We start from the raw sequence: 15,772 nt of genomic DNA, 5'->3' as shown, positions 1-15,772 counted from the left end.
GGCACCGGTGACCGGTCAGTACGCGCTGCGGTCCGAACTGGCGCCGCGGCGGGCCGCGCGGGCGGCGCCGCCGCTGTGGCGGCGGCCCCCGACGGAGCGCCCGCTGCTCGGCGGGCCGGGGGCGGCCGGTCCGCCGCCGCTCACGGCGCCCACGGACCCGCCGCCCCGGCCGGCGCGGAAGCGGTCCGCCACGGCCGGCGTCCTCGCCGCCGCGGCGACCACGCTCGCCGCGCTGGGCGCCGGGGCCTTCCTCACCGCCGGTCCGGGACCTGGCGGGCCGGCCGACGCCGGGCGTCCCCCCTTCGTCATCGCGACGCAGCCTTCCGCGGCGCCCGACACGCGGACGGACTTCACGACGATCGGCGACGCGTGCGCGCTGCCGACGGCGGCGTCCCTGCAGCGGCTGGCCCCGGACGGCGACGACAAGGCGTGGCACACCGGCGACGACAGCTGGACCTGCTTCCGGACGGGCCGCGAATCAAGCCGATGGTTCGAGGGCGTCGGCCTTTACCACCTGCTCGGATCCGTGCTGGTCGAGTTCTCCGTCGTGCCCGCCACGGCGTCGCGCGACGCGACCGCGGGGGCGCGCGCGGAGTTCGAGAAGCGGAGCGGCCGCGATCGCGCGAGGTGGCGCGGCCGTTACGACGTCCTTCCGCAGGTCGGTGACGCCGCCTACTCCGGATACGAGGTGACCGGCGGCGACGGCGAGGCGCGCGCCACGGTGCGGCTCCGCAACGTCGTCTTCACGGTCGGCTACGGCGGCACCGCCTGGCGGGACCTGGAACCGAAGACGCCGATGGCCGAACCGGCGGCCCGGGCGGGCGCGGTGACGCTCGCCCGCGAGGTCGCCCAGGCCCTCGCCAGGTGCGGCGAGTGCCGCTCCGGACTCTCCGCGCCGCCGCGGGACGGCAGAGGGATCGAGCTGCGCTGGGCGGGCCCGTCATGAGGCTTCGACGGTCCGCCGACGCTGCTGAGGCGCAGAGCGGGACGCGGGCCGGGATCCTGCCGCCCCCGCGTGCCGCGCTGGCCACCGCCGCGATGAAGATCGCGCTCTGGGGCCTGGTCGGCTGCGGCCCCGCGGCCCTGCTCCTCGCCGCCGCGAAACCGGCCGCGCCGGAGAGCGGGCCCGCCGTCGCCGAGGCACGCCGGTCGGCCGCGGGGCCGTCCGGGTTCGCCGAGCTGTACGTCGCGGCCTACCTGAGGGCGGGGACCGGCGACACGTCGCTGAAGCTCTTCTTCCCGGACGCGCCGCCCGTCTCCAACCCGCCCGAGCAGCGCACGGTCGGCCGCACGGTCACCACCGGCGCCCGCGAGGTCGCCCCCGGCTACTGGAGCGTCACCGTGGCCGCCGACGTCGCGGCGAAGGACAGGGCGGGCACGCTGGTCGCCACCGGGGTGCACTACTTCCGCGTCGCGGTCTTCGCCCTCGGCGACGCCGCGGCCGGCGGCGCCGGGCGCGGCGGGACGCCGACCGGCTACGTGGCGGCGGCGCTGCCCGCGGAGGTCGCGGCGCCCGCGACCGGCACGGCCCCGGACCTCGGCTACGACACCCGGCGGCGGATCAGCGGCGGGCCGCTCGCGGACACCGTCCGGCAGGCCCTGGCCGCCTACCTCGGCGGCGCGGGCGACCTGTCGCGCTACCTGACGCCCGGCACGGACCTGCGGCCGATCGTGCCCGCGCCGTACCGGCGGGTCGAACTCGGCGGCGTCGCGCTGAGCGGCGACCTGCCCGACGCCGACGGCGCCGTCCCCGCGGACGGGACGCGCGCGCGGGTCCTGGCCGAGGTGGAGGCGGTCGACGACGCCGACCGGCGCTGGCCGCTGACCTACGCGCTGACGGTGACCGCCCGCGCGGGGCGCTGGGAGATCGCCGCGCTGGACGACGTTCCGCGGCTCGGCGGGTCCGGGGCGCCGGCCGTGCGCCCGCCGCCGTCCGCCCCCGCGACCGGGTCGGCGCGGCCACCGGGCGCACCTTCCGGCGGCCCGGCCACGCGGACGCCGGAACCCGAACCGACGGGCGGATCGTCCCGCCCGTCGCCGTCGCCGCCCGCGGCAACGCCGAGCGGCTGAAGTGAGAGGGGAACGCGCATGTTGATCGCGGCGGCCACCGGAGGGGACGGGGTCCTCGCCGGTGACCTCATCGACTGGGTCCAGTTGAAGGAGGGAGAGATCAAGGGTTTGGTGCCCGGCCTGCTCTGGCTGGCCGCGGTGTTCTTCGCGATCGTCGCGTGGGTCGTGGCCCGGAGCTGGAAGAAGGCCATGGTCGCCGGGATCGGCGGCGCCATCGTGATCGCGGTCGTGAACCAGCTGGGCAACCTGTCCGACAAGGTCGGGACCGAGATCGAGGGCGCGCCCGCGCGGCCTCCGGCGGTGGTCGTCGCCGCCGACGGGGCGCGGACGCCGACATGACGCGGACCGCCGACCAGCACGTCAGGGTCGGGCGCTCCTACACCCGGGCGCGCCGCTTCCCGTGGGTCATCGGCAAGATCCAGGGTTGGACCATCCCCCTCGGGCCGTACACCGCGACCCAGCTGGGCGTGCTGATCGGCGGCCTGTACCTGCTGATCAAGACCTTCGACCTGTGGCGCCGGCTCGGCGTCCTCGCGGTGGTGGTGATCGCGTTGCCGTTCGCCGCGACCTGGGCGGTCCGGCACGCGCACATCGACGGCCGCACCCCGCTCCGGGCGCTGGGCGGCATGGCCGCGCTGCTGACCGAGCCGCGGTGCGGCCGGATCGGCGGCCGGCCGGCCCGCGATCCCCGTCCCGCGACGCTGGGGGGCGGCGTGCGGCTGAGCGCGCTGCCCGCTCCCCGTCCCGCGCCGCGACCCGCCGTCCGGCAACCCGTCCAGCAGCCCGCCGTCCAGCAGCCCGCCGTCCAGCAGCCCGCCGTCCAGCAGCCCGCCGTCCAGCAGCCCGCTGTCCGGCAGCCCGCCGTTCCACGGGCTGCCGTTCGTCCGGCGCCCACCGCCCTGCAGGCGCTTCTCGCCGCGTCGGCCGAGAAGGCGTCGGCTGGAAAAGAGGAGTGATGCGCGTTCCGATCCGGCATCTCGCCGGGAATCTCCTGTGGTCCACGTCGGGAACCGTGTGGGGCGTGTGGCGGGTCCGTCCGGTCGCCTACGCGCACGCGTCCCCCCGCGCCAGGGCCGACCTCCACGCCGCCACCACCGCCGTCCTCAAGCGGCTGACCGGTGAGCCGATGCTGCTCAGCCTGTGCGCCCGGCAGGACGCCGCGGAGATCGTCGAGCGGATGGTCGAGGGGGTGGAGGCGGCGCGCTGCCCGCAGTGGGCCGAGGTCACCGACGCCGCGCGCGGCTGGCTGGAGACGCTGGACATCAGCGAGCGCACCCACTGGCTGGCGCTGCCCCTCGGCGCCGAGCGCTCCTCGCTCGGGCTGCGCACCGTCGCCGACTCGGCGCTGTCCGCGCTGACCGACGCCCTCGGCCTCCCCCCGCCCCCCGTCACGGCGGCCGATCTCGCCGCCTACCAGGCGCGGGCCGCATCGCTGGAGTCCCAGTTGTCCACCGATCCGGCGATGCGGCCCGCCACCCCGGCGGAGGTGCTGTGGATCTACTCGCACTCGCTGCACCGCGGCCTCGCCGAACCGCTGCTGAGCGAGACGGCCGGCTCGAAGGCCGGCGGCTCGCGGCTGCTGTCGGGCGTCCTGCGCGGCCCGTCGCTCGCGCACTTCGGGCAGGTCCGCCTGACGGAGGCCGGACGCCCGGCGCGGGCGGACGGGGACGGCGGCCGGGAGGGGCCGCGGCCGTGGTGGCGCGGCGAGCAGGGCACGTCCCCGCTGCGCCGCCGCTGGCTGCAGGTCGAGACCGAGATGGGGACGTCCTACCAGGCGTTCCTCGCGCTGGCGGAGATGCCCGCGACGTTCACCCTGCCCGGCTCGGAGTACCTGGCCGACCTCGACGGGTTCGACTTCCCCGTCGACTACGCCTGCCGGTTGAGGGTCGTCTCCGCCGCGGAGGCCGAGTCCAAGTCGCGGCGGAAGGCGCGCGAGCTCACCGCGCAGGTCGAGGAGTACGACGGCGAGACCGCGGGCGTCCCCCAGTCGCTGATCGACGCCGCGAGCGACCTGAACGACGAGCGGGCCCGGCTGCAGACCTCCTCCACCGAGGTGGAGATCCAGTCCACCACCGTCCTGTGCGTGTGGGGGACCACGCCCGAGGAGTGCGACGGGCGGGCCGGGCTCGTCCGGGCCGCGCTGTCCGCCGCCGAGTACCAGCTGGTCCGGCCGACCGGTGCCCAGCGGTCGCTGTTCACGGCCATGCTGCCGGGCGCCGCCGGGTCGGCGGCGGTCCTCGGCGAGTTCCGCCAGTACCAGCTCGCGTCGGACTTCGCGATGGCGATGCCGTGGGCCAGTTCCGACGTCGGCGACCCGACCGGGATGCTGCTCGGGGTCAGCCTGGACGACGCCGCGGCGCGTCCGGTCCTGCTGGACCCGGCCAACGCCCCGCGCCAGGACGCCTCCGCATCGCTCGGCGCGGTGGGCGAGCTCGGTGCGGGCAAGAGCGTGCTGCTGAAGACCGTCCAGATCGGGCTGCTCGACCGGGGCGGACGGGTGATCGCCGTCGACCGCACCCCGATGGGCGAGTGGGTGCACTTCGCCGAGAACGCGGCGCCCGGCCGGAACCAGGTCATCCGGGCGGACGAGCACGCCGCGCTGACCCTCGACCCGCTGCGGGTGTTCGCGCCCGAGGTGGGGGCGCGCTACGCCAAGTCCTACCTGACCCTGCAGCTCGGGGTCCCGCCGATGTCTCCCGGCGGGCTCGCGCTGTCCCAGGCCGTCGACGCGGTGGCCGCCTCGTCCCGGCCGCACATGCACGGGGTGATCGACGAGCTGAAGGCGATCGCCGGGCGCGAGACCGGGACGCGCCGTGCCGAGCACGCGGACGAGCTGGCGGACCTGCTCCGCGTGGTGGCCGCCGACCCGCTCGCCCAGATGGTCTTCGGCGACCTGCCGCCCCTGCGGCTGGACGGTGACTTCTGCGTCTTCCACACCGCCGGTCTGACGCTGCCGAAGAAGGAGGTCTTCACCAGCGAGTACCACATGCAGCGCCAGCCCCTGGAGACGCTCATCGGCCGGGCGGTGCTGTACGTGATCGCCGCCGCCGCCCGCGAGGTCGCCTTCGCCGATCCCGCGCGGTTCGTCGGCCTGGCGTTCGACGAGTGCTACTGGCTGACGAACTCCACCGAGGGGCAGGACCTCGTCCTGGAGATCGTCCGGGACGGTCGCAAGCACGCCGCCGGCGCGCTGCTCGGCTCCCACGACCCGGAGGACTTCGGCAACGACACGATCCGCGGCCTGCTGTCCAACCGGTTCCTGCTGCGCCACCGGGACAGCCACCTGGCGGCGCGGGGCCTGGAGTTCCTCAACCTCGACCCGGACGACGACCGCCTCATCGAGCTCGTCACCACCGACCTGTCGCCCGTCAAGGACCCGGATCGCAAGGGCGAGGCCCTCTTCCTGGACACCCGCCGCCGCGCCGGCCGCATCAAGATCCTCATCCCGCCGGTGCGGCGGATCGCCACGTCCATCCTCACCACGCCGTCCGCGGGCGGCGCGGCGGACGCCGGGCCGACGACCCGCGACCCGTCGGCGAAGGCGGGGTACTGACGGTGGAAGGACGCATGGCGCAGGCGGGCCGCCGGGCGCTGCACCGCATCGCGTGGGCCGTCCTCCTCTGCGCCGTGGCGGGGGCCTTCCTCAACGCGGCCCACCCGCCCGGCGCCGCCGCCGCTCCCACGCCGCCCGCCCCGGCGCCGACCACGTCGCCGCCCCTCCCGCCGGGGGTGCCACCGCAGCTTCCGGTGGAGCCGCCGATCCGGGTGCCGCCCGCCCAGCAGCGGGACGATCCGAAACCCGGGACGGGCCTGCTCGGGGAACTCGACCAGCAGAAGGTCAACGGCTACCCGATCAGCAGCTACGAGCTCACCGGGGACCCCGGCGGCGCCCTCGACTGGCAGCCGAAGCTGCTCATCTTCCTCACCAACGGCACCTTCGGCTTCGTGAAGCTGATCATCGAGGTGCTGGCCTGGCTGCTCGGGTGGGCGCTCCAGTTCGGCCCCGCCGACACCCTGCTCGGCCCGGCCGAGGCGGTCGCGGACGCCTACAGGACGCAGATCGTCGACAGGCTCGGCCTGCCGAGCCTGCTGCTGACCCTGGCCGGGCTGTGGTGCGGGCTGCTCGTCCTGCGGGGCCGCGGGGCGCGCGGCTGGAGCGAGATGGGGCTCTCCGTGCTGATCTCGGCGCTGTCGGCCACGACGCTGCTCGCCCCCGCCGACCTCCTCATGGGCGACAACGGGCTGATGGGGACGACCCGTGACACGGCCACCTCGCTCGCCGCCATCACCGCGTCCCGCGGCGCGTCCGACGAGACCGACCCCTCCGCGCGGATGAAGGAGATCATCCTGGACACCTTCGTCGCCAAGCCCCACCAGATGCTCCAGTTCGGCACGGTCTTCGAGGGCAACTCGAAGGTTCCCGCCAAATGCCTTCAGGCGTACAAGGACGGCCTGTCCGGCAAGAAGCCCCCCGGCGTGCAGCTGGGCGACTTCCCGGAGGCGATGAACCCGTTCGCGCAGGCGCCCGCCGCCGACCGCCGGGAGGACCCGGCCGGATTCTTCATGGAGGACGCCGGGGACGAATGCAAGGAGTACGCCGACTACCACGCCAAGCCGAGCTGGGACCGGTTCTTCGGCGTCATCCTGCTGCTGGTCGCGGCGGGGCTGGTCGCCGTCCTCATCCTGCTCATGGTCGGCACGCTGCTGATCTCCATCTGCGCCATGGCCGGCTACGCGGTCACCGGCCATGTCGTCGCGGTGGTCGCGATCATGCCGGGCGCCGCCCGCGGCCTGCTGTGGCGGTGGCTCGGCGGCGTCGCCAGGATCGTGCTGGTCATCTATGTCGTGGTCGTCCTCCTCCCGCTGGTGACGATCACCATCGACGTGCTGATGATCGACGCGGAGGGCCAGGGGCTCATGGTCAGGTTCGCGCTGATGGACATGGTCGTCGGGGCGGGGCTGGTGGCCCACCGCAGGGCGCAGCGCGCGTCCACCCTCGCCGGACGCCGGTTCTCCCGCCGGCTGGAGTGGGGCCGGATCGGCGGCTCCCGCGGCGCGGGCAGCGGCTACAGCACCTACGGCCTCCTGGAGGAGATGGCCGGCCGGGGCGGGCAGGGCGGACCGGTGAGCCATCCGCTCGACGGGCCCTCCGTCGGCCGCACCTTCCAGAGCGTCCGGGCCGAGATCGACCGGGTCGTCGGGCCCATGGCCACCACGGCGAGGGGGGCGCGCGGCGCGGCGAGGGGCGCGCACCGCGCCTGGACCCGCATCCGCTCATGAGCGGGCGGGCCGGTCCGGGCCGGCGCGGGAGTCCGTCCGGGCGAACCGGCGGCGGCACGGCCCGGCGGGCCGCCGCCGGAGCGGGCAGGCAGGTGGGCAAGAGCCTGGTGAAGGCCGCCGCCAAGCGGACCGGCACCACGGTGGCCGGCGGGGCGAGCGCCGGAACCTCGCTGCTGGTCCAGGCGGGCCTGGCGGCCGGACGCCGCGTCGGGCGGAGGATCGGCTGGGGCAAGGTGGTGCTCCTGCTGTCGCTGCCATACCTGCTCGGGGTGGCCCTCATCATGCTCGTGGCCGCGGTCATCGCGCCGACGCTGTCGCAGTCGTCGGCGGGCGGCGCGGGGCCGGCCGCCGTCCCCGGCATCCCGCCCGTCGCCCTGGACGCCTACACCAGGGCCGCCGCGCAGTTCGCGCGGCTGGCCCCGAACGCCAGGGGCGTCACCTGGTCGCTGCTGGCCGCGATCGGCATGATCGAGTCCGAGCACGGGCAGGGCGCCCGGCACGACCACACCGTCGCCCCCAACGGCGACGTCTCCCCGCCCTTCGTCGGCCCCCGCCTGGACGGCTCCGGAGTCGGCGGCAACGTCACCCCGGTGTACGACACCGACGGCGGACGCATGGACGGCGACACCACCTATGACCGGGCCGTGGGCCCGATGCAGTTCATGCCCGGCACGTGGAAGCAGGAAGGGCACGACGGGAACGGCGACGGCAAGGCCGACCCGCAGAACTACTACGACGCCGTCCTGTCAACGGCCTTCGCCCTCTGCGGCGGCACCGACTGCGACCTGACCGATCGGGAGCGGCTCTACAACGCGATCTACCGCTACAACCACAGCCACGACTACGTGGAGAAAGTGCTCCGGCAGTCCGAGGAGTACGCCCGCCAGGGCCAGGCGGCGCTGGCGGTCCCCGTCGGAGGCAGCGGGACGGGCCAGGCGATCGCCGCCGCGGCGCTGCGCTGGCTGGGCACGCCCTATCTCTGGGGCGGCGGCGACTTCAACGGTCCGACGACAGGGTGCGCGCACGGCTTCTGCGGCACCGGGTTCGACTGTTCCGGCCTGACCGAGTACGCGGTGTACCAGGGGACGGGCGGCCGCATCCACCTCGGGACGTGGACGGTGCCCCAGTTCAACGATCCGCGCGGTGTGCACGTGTCCTGGGACCAGTTGCAGACCGGCGACCTGGTCTTCTTCAGCGGCCTCGACCATGTCGGGATCTACCTGGGCGGCGGGCGCTTCGTCGAGGCGCCGCAGACCGGCGACGTGGTGAAGGTGTCGCCGATCGCGCCTCGCCGCTCCGGGTTCTACGGTGCGGTGAGGTTCGTCTGATGAGGCACGGGTCCACGATCCTCGTCATCGCCGCCGCCGTGGTCCTCGCCGTGGTCGGGGCGCTGCTGCTCCGGCCCGGGGACGGCGGGCCGCGCCGCTCCGCGTCCGGCGCACCGGCGCCGGGCGCTCCCGCTCCGCCCGTGATGTCGTCCGCGCCGCCGACCACGCTGCCGGACTACGGCGAGGAACCCGACGCCCCGCCGTCGCGCAAGGCGCCGTCCGACAGCTCGATCCAGAAGGGGCTGGAAGCGACATGGCCCGGGAACCTGCCGGCGGACCAGGGGCGGGAACTGGTAGCCCTCGCGTGGGCGGTGGTCCGCGCCGACCTCACCGGACGCGGCCGGGCCAGGTGGCCCGCCTACTTCCCCGGAGATCCCCCGCGCGCCCGGTACAGCCGGGTGCGCCTGCGCGCGGGCGTGGCCAGGGGGGTTCCGTCCCGCCCGGACCTGGCACAGGTGATCGTGGTCTGGGCGGGCAGGGACCCGCGGGGCCGCGAGGTCCGGCAGAACCGCACGGCGGTCTGCCTCGGCCGGGACGGCTCCGGGTGGCGGCCCCGGATCCCGCCCGCCTGTGCCCGCTAGCGATGCGATGCCCCGCGCGCAGTCACGTTTCGGGCACAACGCAACTTCTAGTTACAAAGACCCCTATGTCCCCAAGATCCGCAAAGTGGTTATCGAACTGTGACGAAGCCGGTTATGGACAGGACGAATCGCCTAATTGGGGTGGCACACTTCCGATTTTGTCCAGCTCGTGTCGGTATTAGCTGGCAACGTGTATGGCGGGCCCCGGAGGCGTGCGCTTCGACCGCGTGCGGTGCCGGAGTAATGGGGGTTGTCAGACCGGGGCTCGAGTGGCCACAGTGATCGGAAAAGTACATGGAGGAGGGGCTGTTGATCTCGGCGCGACACCTGGTGAACCGTCTACGTCCACACCCCCGCAAGCCATATCGAGCCGGCGCCGTCGCGACGACAGTAATGATCTTGGCCCTCGCCGCCGGATGCAACGGAGACTCCGACAAGAAGGTCCCCCTGCCGTCTTCGAGCACCTCCGGGAGTTCCGCGCAACCGACCGCCACGGCCTCAGGTACCCCTGAGCAGGCCGTCCAGAAAGCGTACATCGATTCCTACGCGACGGCCCGTAGCGCCATTTCCCAACCTCCGGAGACGCTGCGCCCCTTTCTTTCCAAGTACTACGCGGGGAAGTATCTCGACTACGTCGTCCGTTCGGTGCTGCTGGCCCAGCAACGGGAATTGGTGCCCTGGGGGCCGGGGGTCGTGGTCCATGTGAACAAGGTGACCGTCAACGGTGACAAGGCCACGCTCGAAGACTGCCAGGACGCGAGGAACGCGGGGCTGAAGAGCCAGAAGACCGGAAAGGTCGAGCCCGGCTCGACCGGAACCGACGCGCAGCATGTCGTCGTCCAGTTGACGAGAGGGGGCGATGGTCAATGGCGCATTACCGAAGCCCGGACTTATCCAAAGCGCTGTTCGCGGTCCTGACCGGCATGGTCGTGCTGCTGGCCATGCCCGCCGCCGCGCGCGCCGCCCTGGCGCCGGAGGAATCCGACCCGCCGCCGAGGCTCAACCCTTTCGGCGGGGGCACTGGATGGGAAGGACGGGGCACCGACCCCGGGCGGCCGGGCGGCCCTGGTCGCCAAGGCGGCGAACCGGTCTCCGACGGCGGCGGGAGCTCCGGCGGCGGTTCCGACACCCCCTGTACCAGCGATCCGCTCCGCCCCGGGGAATGCCTGGGGCCGCTGTGCCTGCCCGGTCCGGCTCAGGCGTGCGCCGAGCCCCAGCAGGCACCGACGCCGGGCGAGTTGATGCAGCGGGGATACATGCTCTTGAAGCCGCCCAAGCCGATCGTGCATACGGCGCCGCCGCGGGGGAGGCCCGGGCTGGTCGGGCTGCCGCAGTGGGTGTGGTTGCCCGAAAGCCAGTGGAAGCCGGTGACGAAGCGGATGACGGCGGGCGCCGTCTGGGCGGAGATCACGGCGACTCCGCAGCACATCACGATCGTGCCCGGGGACGGGCGGCCGGGGATCCAGTGCCCCGGCCCGGGCACGCCGTACGACCGGAGCCGGGCGGCCGCCGCGCAGCGGACGGAGTGCTCGGTCACCTACGAGAAGTCTTCGGCGGGGCAGAGCGGTAGCGCGTACACGGTGACGGTCTCGGTGCTCTGGGACGCGACCTGGGTGGGTTCGGGGGGAACCGGAGGAGCCCTCCCGGCCATCCCAGTATCGACCGTTTTCCCGTTGCGGATCGCTGAGGGGCAGAGCGTCAACTAGATCACGGAGGATGAGCGTGGTGCGCACAGGGGGAGTCACCTTTGAGCAGCCTTCGAACGCTCCAGGCGGCGACAGGCGCGGCGCCGCCCAACCGCAGCGCATGCCGCGGCAACGCCGCAAGGGGATGCTCGCGCTCGCGGTGCTGCTCGTCGCGACGGGCGCCCTGCTGGCGACCTATGTCGTCTCGTCGATGTCGGACCGCTCCTCGGTGATCGTGCTCCGCCGGGACGTCGCGGTCGGCACGCCGCTCACGGCCGCGGACGTGACCACCGCGATGGTCTCGGTCGACCGCGACGTGCTGACCATCCCGGGCAGCCAGCTCCAGGACGTCGTCGGGAAGATCGCCGCCGCCGACCTGAAACGCGGGACGCTGCTCTCGGCGACACAGCTCACCGGCGCGCAGTCGCCGGGGCAGGGCCAGCAGGTCGTGCCCGTGGCGCTGCAGCCCACCCAGATCCCGGCACGCGGGCTCGTGCCGGGCGACAAGGTCCTCGTGGTCGTGACCCAGGGGAACCAGCCGCCGCCCCAGGGCGGCGGGGCCGAGCCCGCCCCGACCGCCCCCGCCGCCCAGAACGACGTCCAGGGCACGGTCGACCGTGTCGGCGAGCCGGACGCGGACGGGCGGGTCGTGGTCGACCTGCTGCTCGCCGCGCAGGCCGGTCCGAACGTCGCGCGGCAGGCCGCGTCCGGCAGGATCGCGCTCGTCCTCATGCCGCGGAGGGGCTGATGGCCGTCGTCGCCCTGGTGTCCCCCGGCAACGCCCCCGGAGCCACCACGGCCGCCTTCGCGCTGACGCTGGGGTGGCCGCGCCCCGCGCTGCTGGCGGAATGCGATCCGAGCGGCGGGCACATCCTCGCCGGGTACTTCGGCGGGCGCGTCCCCTACGACCGCGGCCTGTGGCAGCTGGCCCTGGAGACCCGCGCCGGCACCCGCGCCGCGCTGGCCGACCTGCCGAACCAGACCGTCCCGCTGGACGAGGACCAGCAGCGGCTGCTGCTGCCCGGGCTCCGCGACCCGTTCCACGGGGTGCAGGTCACCGACGAGATGTGGAACGGCATCGCCGAGGTCCTCGGACGGCTGCCGCACCTGCCCGTCCCGCTCGACGTGCTCGTCGACATCGGCGAGGTCGACACGGACCTGCCGTTCCCGGTGGTCAGCGCGGCGGACATCGTGGTGATGGTGATGCGGTCCTCGTTCACGCAGGCCGCCAAGGCGAAGCCGCGGCTCGCGGAGCTCCGCAAGGCGCTCGGGGAGACCGCCAGGATCGGGCTCTGCCTGGTCGGCGACGGCCCGTACACCACCACCGAGCTGGGCAAAGAGCGGAACCTCGGGCCCTTCTCGCTGACCGTCCGGCTACCGGAGGACGCGCGGACGGCGGCCGTGCTCTCGGCGGGCGCCCCGCCCCGCCGCGGCTTCGCGACGGCGCCGCTGATGCGCGAGGCGACCCTGGCCGGGCGGATCCTGCTCCGGCACCTGGAGGAACCCGCGGCCGCGCGGGTGACGGTCGGAGGAGGTGTCGGGTGAGCGCCGTCCCGCCGGGAAGCGGGCAGGTGTGGCCGCCGCGCCGCGGCGTCGTGCCCGGACGGACGTCGAGCGGTCCCGTCGAGGGCGCGGGCAAGGGACGCCCGTGGTTCGCGCGGCCGCCCGACGGCGCCGGTCACGGGCCCGCGGCGATCCCCGAGACCGGCAGGTTCGACGCGGTCTTCCAGGCCACGGTCCGCGACATCGTGCAGACGGTGGTGGACCAGATCGACCCGGACGCCGGCCGGGGCCGGGCCCGGATGCTGATCGAGGCCGAGGTCCGCCGCCGGATCGAGGACGGCCTCATGCCGGGCGGGGCGCCGCCCACCGTCGAGATGCAGAACCGGCTGGCCGCCGCGGTGTTCGACGAGCTGTTCGGGCTCGGGCCGCTGCAGCCGCTGCTGAACGACCCGGCCGTGGAGAACATCGACGTCAACGGCTGCGACCAGGTCTGGGTCGAGTACGCCAGCGGCGAGCGCGTCCGGGGCCCGGCCGTCGCGGCCAGCGACGCCGAGCTCGTCGAGAAGATCCAGCTGTGGTCGAGGCAGGGCAACACCGCCCGCGAGTTCTCCGTCGCCAGCCCGCTGCTCAACACCGCGCTCCAGGACCTCAACGGCGCGCGGCTGACCGCGTCGATGTCGGTGTCGCCGCGCCCCTACGTGTCCATCCGCTGCCACCGGCTCAAGAGCGTCACCCTCGACGACCTGGTGGAGCGGGGCAGCCTCGACGAGGGGCTGCGGGCCTTCCTGACCGCGGCCGTGCTGGCGCGCCGCAACATCATCGTCACCGGCGGCACCAGCGCGGGGAAGACGACGCTGCTGCGCGCGCTGGTCGCCTGCATCCCCTCGGACCAGCGGATCGCGACCCTGGAGACCGACTTCGAGCTGTTCCTGCACGAACTGCCCGACCGGCACAGCAACGTGATCGCCTTCGAGTCGCGGCAGCCGAACAGCGAGGGCGCGGGCGGGGTCTCGCTGCACGACCTCATCCCGCAGGCGCTGCGCCACAATCCGCGCCGCATCATCGTCGGCGAGGTCCGCAGCACCGAGATCCTGCCGATGCTGGAGGCCATGCAGAGCGGCCACGAGGGCAGCATGTGCACCATCCACGCCAACGGCGCGGAGGACGCCTTCAACCGGATGCTGCTCCTCGCGCTGCGCGGCGGGATCGCGATGCCCGTCAACGCGGTCCACCTGATGGTGGGGATGTCGGTGGACTTCGTCGTCCACCTGCGCCGCGACGGGACGAACAACCAGCGGTACGTCAGCGAGGTCCTGGAGGTGCTGCCGCCGGGCGACACCGAGCGCCCCTCCGTCAACCACGTCTACGTGCCCGACGCCCGGGGCCGCGCGACGCCGAGGACGACCCCGCACTGCCTCGACCTGCTCGTCGCCGCGGGCTTCGACCCGTCCTGGCTGAACCGCGGGGGGCACTGGGGTGCGTCGAACGGGGGTCCGGCATGACCGCGCAGGGGCTGCTCGCCGCTCTCGCCGGAGCGCTCGTCGTGGCGGGGGCCGTCTGCGGGGCGGCCGCGTTCGTGACCGTTCCCGCCCGCACGGACGCCGCGGCCCGCCCGCCGTCCCGGCTGGCCGGGCTGGTCCGTGCCGCGCTCGAACCCCGGTCGCGGCGCCGGATCGCGGTGGCCGTCGTCCTCGGGCTCCTGGTGCTGCTGTTCACCGGATGGCCGGTCGCCGCGCTCGGGGCCCTGGCGGGCGCGGTCGCCGCCCCGCGTCTGCTGTCGAAGCGTCCCGCCGAGCAGCGGATCGAGAAGCTGGAGGCGCTGGAGTCCTGGACCCGGCAGGTCGCGGTCGTCCTCAAGGCGAGCCGGGGGCTGGAGGACGCGCTGACGCAGTCCGTCCGCAAGGTCCGCCCGCCGATCCAGGCGGAGGTGCGGACCCTCGCCCGGCGGCTGGCGTCCCGGATGCCGAGCGAGCAGGCGCTCCGCCTGTTCGCCGAGGACCTCGCCGACCCGGTGGGCGACCGCATCGCGGCGGCCCTGATCCTCGCGGCGTCCCGGCGCGGCACCGGCGTCGGGGACGTCCTGTCGGCCCTGGCCCGGATGGTCGCCGAGGACGTCCGGGCCCGCCGCGACATCGAGGCGTCCCGCGCCCAGCACCGGACGACGCTGCGCTGGGTGCTGGTCTTCCTGGCCGGCTACACGGTGGTGGTGTCGATGCGCCAGTCCTACTCGGCGCCCTTCGGCACGTTCGCCGGGCAGGTCGCGATGAGCGTCGTCGTCGTCCTCTACGCGGCGGGCCTGTGGTGGATCCACCGGCTGGCCAGCCCGGAGAAGCAGCCCCGCCTGCTGAGCCAGGAGGCCGACGCCCAGGGCGGGACCGCGGTCACGGACGGTGCGGCATGACGCCCCTCACCGTGATCGCCGGGGTGCTGGTGGGCCTCGGCCTGGTCCTGCTGATCTCGGAGCTGCGTCCGGCGCCGCCCCGGCTGGACGCGATCCTCGACAACCTGGAGGGACGCGCCGACCCCCCGGAGGGGCCGGGCGCGGGCGGCGCCGGTCCGAAGGAGCGGCTCGCGGCATGGCTCGCCGGGCCCGGCGGCCTGCCCGTCCCGCGCCGGGACCTCGCCCTGCTCGGCAAGACGCCCGAACGGCACGTGCTGGAGAAGATCGGCTGCGCCCTGCTCGGGCTGCTGCTCCCCGGCGTCCCGGCGTTCACCGCCGCGCTGTCGGGCCTGTCGGTGCCCGTGAGCGTCCCCGTCGGGGCGGGGCTGATCATGGCGGTCGCGCTGTTCATGGCGCCGGACGCGGCGGTCCGGGTGGACGCCGCCAAACGGCGCGTGGAGTTCCGCCGCGTCCTGATCACCTACCTCGACCTGGTCGCGCTGGAGCGCGCCGCGGGCGCGGCGCCGAACGAGGCCCTGGAGACGGCGGCGCGGGTGTCCGGCGGCTGGGTGTTCCGCCGGATCGCGGGCGTGCTGGAGCGGGCGCGCCGCGCGCAGGAGCCGCCCTGGGAGGGGCTCGCCCGGCTCGGCGCCGAGGTCGGCGTCGAGGAGATGGCCGACATCGCCGACATCGCGCGGACCGCGGGGGACGAGGGCGCCAAGATCCTGGAGACGCTGACGGCGAAGGCGGACGCGATGCGCGGTGAGCAGCTCGCCGACGCCGTGTCGGGCGCCAACGCCAACACCACCACGATGGTGATCCCGATCTCCCTGCTCGGGTTCGGGTTCATGCTGCTGCTGGCCTTCCCCGTGCTCTACCGCATGGCGGGGACATGACCGCCGCGCGACGACACCGCCCGAACGGGCACGTCTCACAGAGGAGAAC

At 74.5% G+C, this 15,772-nt stretch carries 15 protein-coding genes; 14 read left to right on the top strand and 1 reads right to left on the bottom strand.

Features of this window, described 5'->3' with window-relative positions:
* Positions 1-7: 7 nt before the first annotated feature.
* The 9 genes from ACH01S_RS11525 (at position 8) to ACH01S_RS11485 (ending at position 10,177) form a co-directional block, all read left to right on the top strand.
* Complete coding sequence (locus tag ACH01S_RS11525) at positions 8-946, top strand: hypothetical protein (RefSeq protein WP_067889142.1); 939 nt, start codon at positions 8-10, stop codon at positions 944-946.
* Positions 943-2,070 carry a conjugal transfer protein gene (locus ACH01S_RS11520; RefSeq protein ID WP_067889139.1) on the top strand — a complete coding sequence of 376 codons (1,128 nt, stop codon included), beginning with the start codon at positions 943-945 and terminating at the stop codon, positions 2,068-2,070. Before ACH01S_RS11525 ends, ACH01S_RS11520 begins: the two co-directional genes overlap by 4 nt.
* An 18-nt stretch (positions 2,071-2,088) precedes the next feature.
* Positions 2,089-2,409 (top strand): hypothetical protein, encoded by a 321-nt coding sequence (locus ACH01S_RS11515; protein WP_067889136.1) that lies wholly within the window; start codon positions 2,089-2,091, stop codon positions 2,407-2,409.
* A complete protein-coding gene (locus ACH01S_RS45810; RefSeq protein WP_067889133.1) occupies positions 2,406-3,026 on the top strand; it encodes a hypothetical protein in 621 nt (206 codons plus the stop codon). The genes ACH01S_RS11515 and ACH01S_RS45810 overlap by 4 nt, the downstream gene beginning before the upstream one ends.
* Positions 3,026-5,623 carry an ATP-binding protein gene (locus ACH01S_RS11505; protein ID WP_067889130.1) on the top strand — a complete coding sequence of 866 codons (2,598 nt, stop codon included), beginning with the start codon at positions 3,026-3,028 and terminating at the stop codon, positions 5,621-5,623. The genes ACH01S_RS45810 and ACH01S_RS11505 overlap by 1 nt, the downstream gene beginning before the upstream one ends.
* 2 nt (positions 5,624-5,625) lie before the next feature.
* Positions 5,626-7,350, top strand: coding sequence for a hypothetical protein (locus tag ACH01S_RS11500; RefSeq protein ID WP_148344099.1), 1,725 nt, complete (start codon positions 5,626-5,628; stop codon positions 7,348-7,350).
* Entirely contained in the window at positions 7,347-8,678 is a 1,332-nt protein-coding gene (locus ACH01S_RS46510) for a C40 family peptidase (RefSeq protein ID WP_083980571.1), read from the top strand. The genes ACH01S_RS11500 and ACH01S_RS46510 overlap by 4 nt, the downstream gene beginning before the upstream one ends.
* Positions 8,678-9,259, top strand: coding sequence for a hypothetical protein (locus ACH01S_RS11490; RefSeq protein WP_067889124.1), 582 nt, complete (start codon positions 8,678-8,680; stop codon positions 9,257-9,259). Before ACH01S_RS46510 ends, ACH01S_RS11490 begins: the two co-directional genes overlap by 1 nt.
* A gap of 294 nt (positions 9,260-9,553) precedes the next feature.
* Positions 9,554-10,177 carry a hypothetical protein gene (locus ACH01S_RS11485; RefSeq protein WP_148344098.1) on the top strand — a complete coding sequence of 208 codons (624 nt, stop codon included), beginning with the start codon at positions 9,554-9,556 and terminating at the stop codon, positions 10,175-10,177.
* 277 nt (positions 10,178-10,454) lie between these two features.
* On the opposite strand, the gene ACH01S_RS43370 is transcribed toward ACH01S_RS11485, so the two are convergent.
* Positions 10,455-10,796 carry a hypothetical protein gene (locus ACH01S_RS43370; RefSeq protein ID WP_148344097.1) on the bottom strand — a complete coding sequence of 114 codons (342 nt, stop codon included), beginning with the start codon at positions 10,794-10,796 and terminating at the stop codon, positions 10,455-10,457.
* 269 nt (positions 10,797-11,065) lie between these two features.
* On the opposite strand from ACH01S_RS43370, the gene ACH01S_RS11475 reads away from it, so the two are divergent.
* From ACH01S_RS11475 to ACH01S_RS11455, 5 genes are read left to right on the top strand one after another with little or no spacing between them, the layout of a single operon-like run.
* Positions 11,066-11,692 carry an SAF domain-containing protein gene (locus ACH01S_RS11475; RefSeq protein ID WP_169809249.1) on the top strand — a complete coding sequence of 209 codons (627 nt, stop codon included), beginning with the start codon at positions 11,066-11,068 and terminating at the stop codon, positions 11,690-11,692.
* Positions 11,692-12,489 (top strand): hypothetical protein, encoded by a 798-nt coding sequence (locus ACH01S_RS44380; protein WP_067889114.1) that lies wholly within the window; start codon positions 11,692-11,694, stop codon positions 12,487-12,489. Before ACH01S_RS11475 ends, ACH01S_RS44380 begins: the two co-directional genes overlap by 1 nt.
* Positions 12,486-13,949: a TadA family conjugal transfer-associated ATPase gene (locus ACH01S_RS11465; RefSeq protein ID WP_067889111.1), complete on the top strand. Its 1,464-nt coding sequence runs from the start codon at positions 12,486-12,488 to the stop codon at positions 13,947-13,949. The genes ACH01S_RS44380 and ACH01S_RS11465 overlap by 4 nt, the downstream gene beginning before the upstream one ends.
* Positions 13,946-14,848, top strand: coding sequence for a type II secretion system F family protein (locus ACH01S_RS11460; RefSeq protein ID WP_067889108.1), 903 nt, complete (start codon positions 13,946-13,948; stop codon positions 14,846-14,848). Before ACH01S_RS11465 ends, ACH01S_RS11460 begins: the two co-directional genes overlap by 4 nt.
* Positions 14,845-15,723, top strand: a complete 879-nt coding sequence (locus ACH01S_RS11455) for a type II secretion system F family protein (protein ID WP_067889106.1) — start codon at positions 14,845-14,847, stop codon at positions 15,721-15,723. The genes ACH01S_RS11460 and ACH01S_RS11455 overlap by 4 nt, the downstream gene beginning before the upstream one ends.
* The last annotated feature ends 49 nt before the right edge of the window (positions 15,724-15,772 follow it).

This window comes from Actinomadura chibensis NBRC 106107, from assembly GCF_001552135.1.
In the GTDB taxonomy this organism is placed as follows: domain Bacteria; phylum Actinomycetota; class Actinomycetes; order Streptosporangiales; family Streptosporangiaceae; genus Spirillospora; species Spirillospora chibensis.
This window is presented reverse-complemented; position numbering and strand designations above follow the sequence as displayed.

Coding starts and splice junctions, on each gene's coding strand:
- ACH01S_RS11455 (WP_067889106.1), top strand. CDS start 14,845: ATGACGCCCCTCACCGTGATCGCCGGGGTGCTGGTGGGCCTCGGCCTG.
- ACH01S_RS11515 (WP_067889136.1), top strand. CDS start 2,089: ATGTTGATCGCGGCGGCCACCGGAGGGGACGGGGTCCTCGCCGGTGAC.
- ACH01S_RS45810 (WP_067889133.1), top strand. CDS start 2,406: ATGACGCGGACCGCCGACCAGCACGTCAGGGTCGGGCGCTCCTACACC.
- ACH01S_RS11490 (WP_067889124.1), top strand. CDS start 8,678: ATGAGGCACGGGTCCACGATCCTCGTCATCGCCGCCGCCGTGGTCCTC.
- ACH01S_RS44380 (WP_067889114.1), top strand. CDS start 11,692: ATGGCCGTCGTCGCCCTGGTGTCCCCCGGCAACGCCCCCGGAGCCACC.
- ACH01S_RS11460 (WP_067889108.1), top strand. CDS start 13,946: ATGACCGCGCAGGGGCTGCTCGCCGCTCTCGCCGGAGCGCTCGTCGTG.
- ACH01S_RS11520 (WP_067889139.1), top strand. CDS start 943: ATGAGGCTTCGACGGTCCGCCGACGCTGCTGAGGCGCAGAGCGGGACG.
- ACH01S_RS11475 (WP_169809249.1), top strand. CDS start 11,066: ATGCCGCGGCAACGCCGCAAGGGGATGCTCGCGCTCGCGGTGCTGCTC.
- ACH01S_RS11505 (WP_067889130.1), top strand. CDS start 3,026: ATGCGCGTTCCGATCCGGCATCTCGCCGGGAATCTCCTGTGGTCCACG.
- ACH01S_RS11485 (WP_148344098.1), top strand. CDS start 9,554: ATGGAGGAGGGGCTGTTGATCTCGGCGCGACACCTGGTGAACCGTCTA.
- ACH01S_RS46510 (WP_083980571.1), top strand. CDS start 7,347: ATGAGCGGGCGGGCCGGTCCGGGCCGGCGCGGGAGTCCGTCCGGGCGA.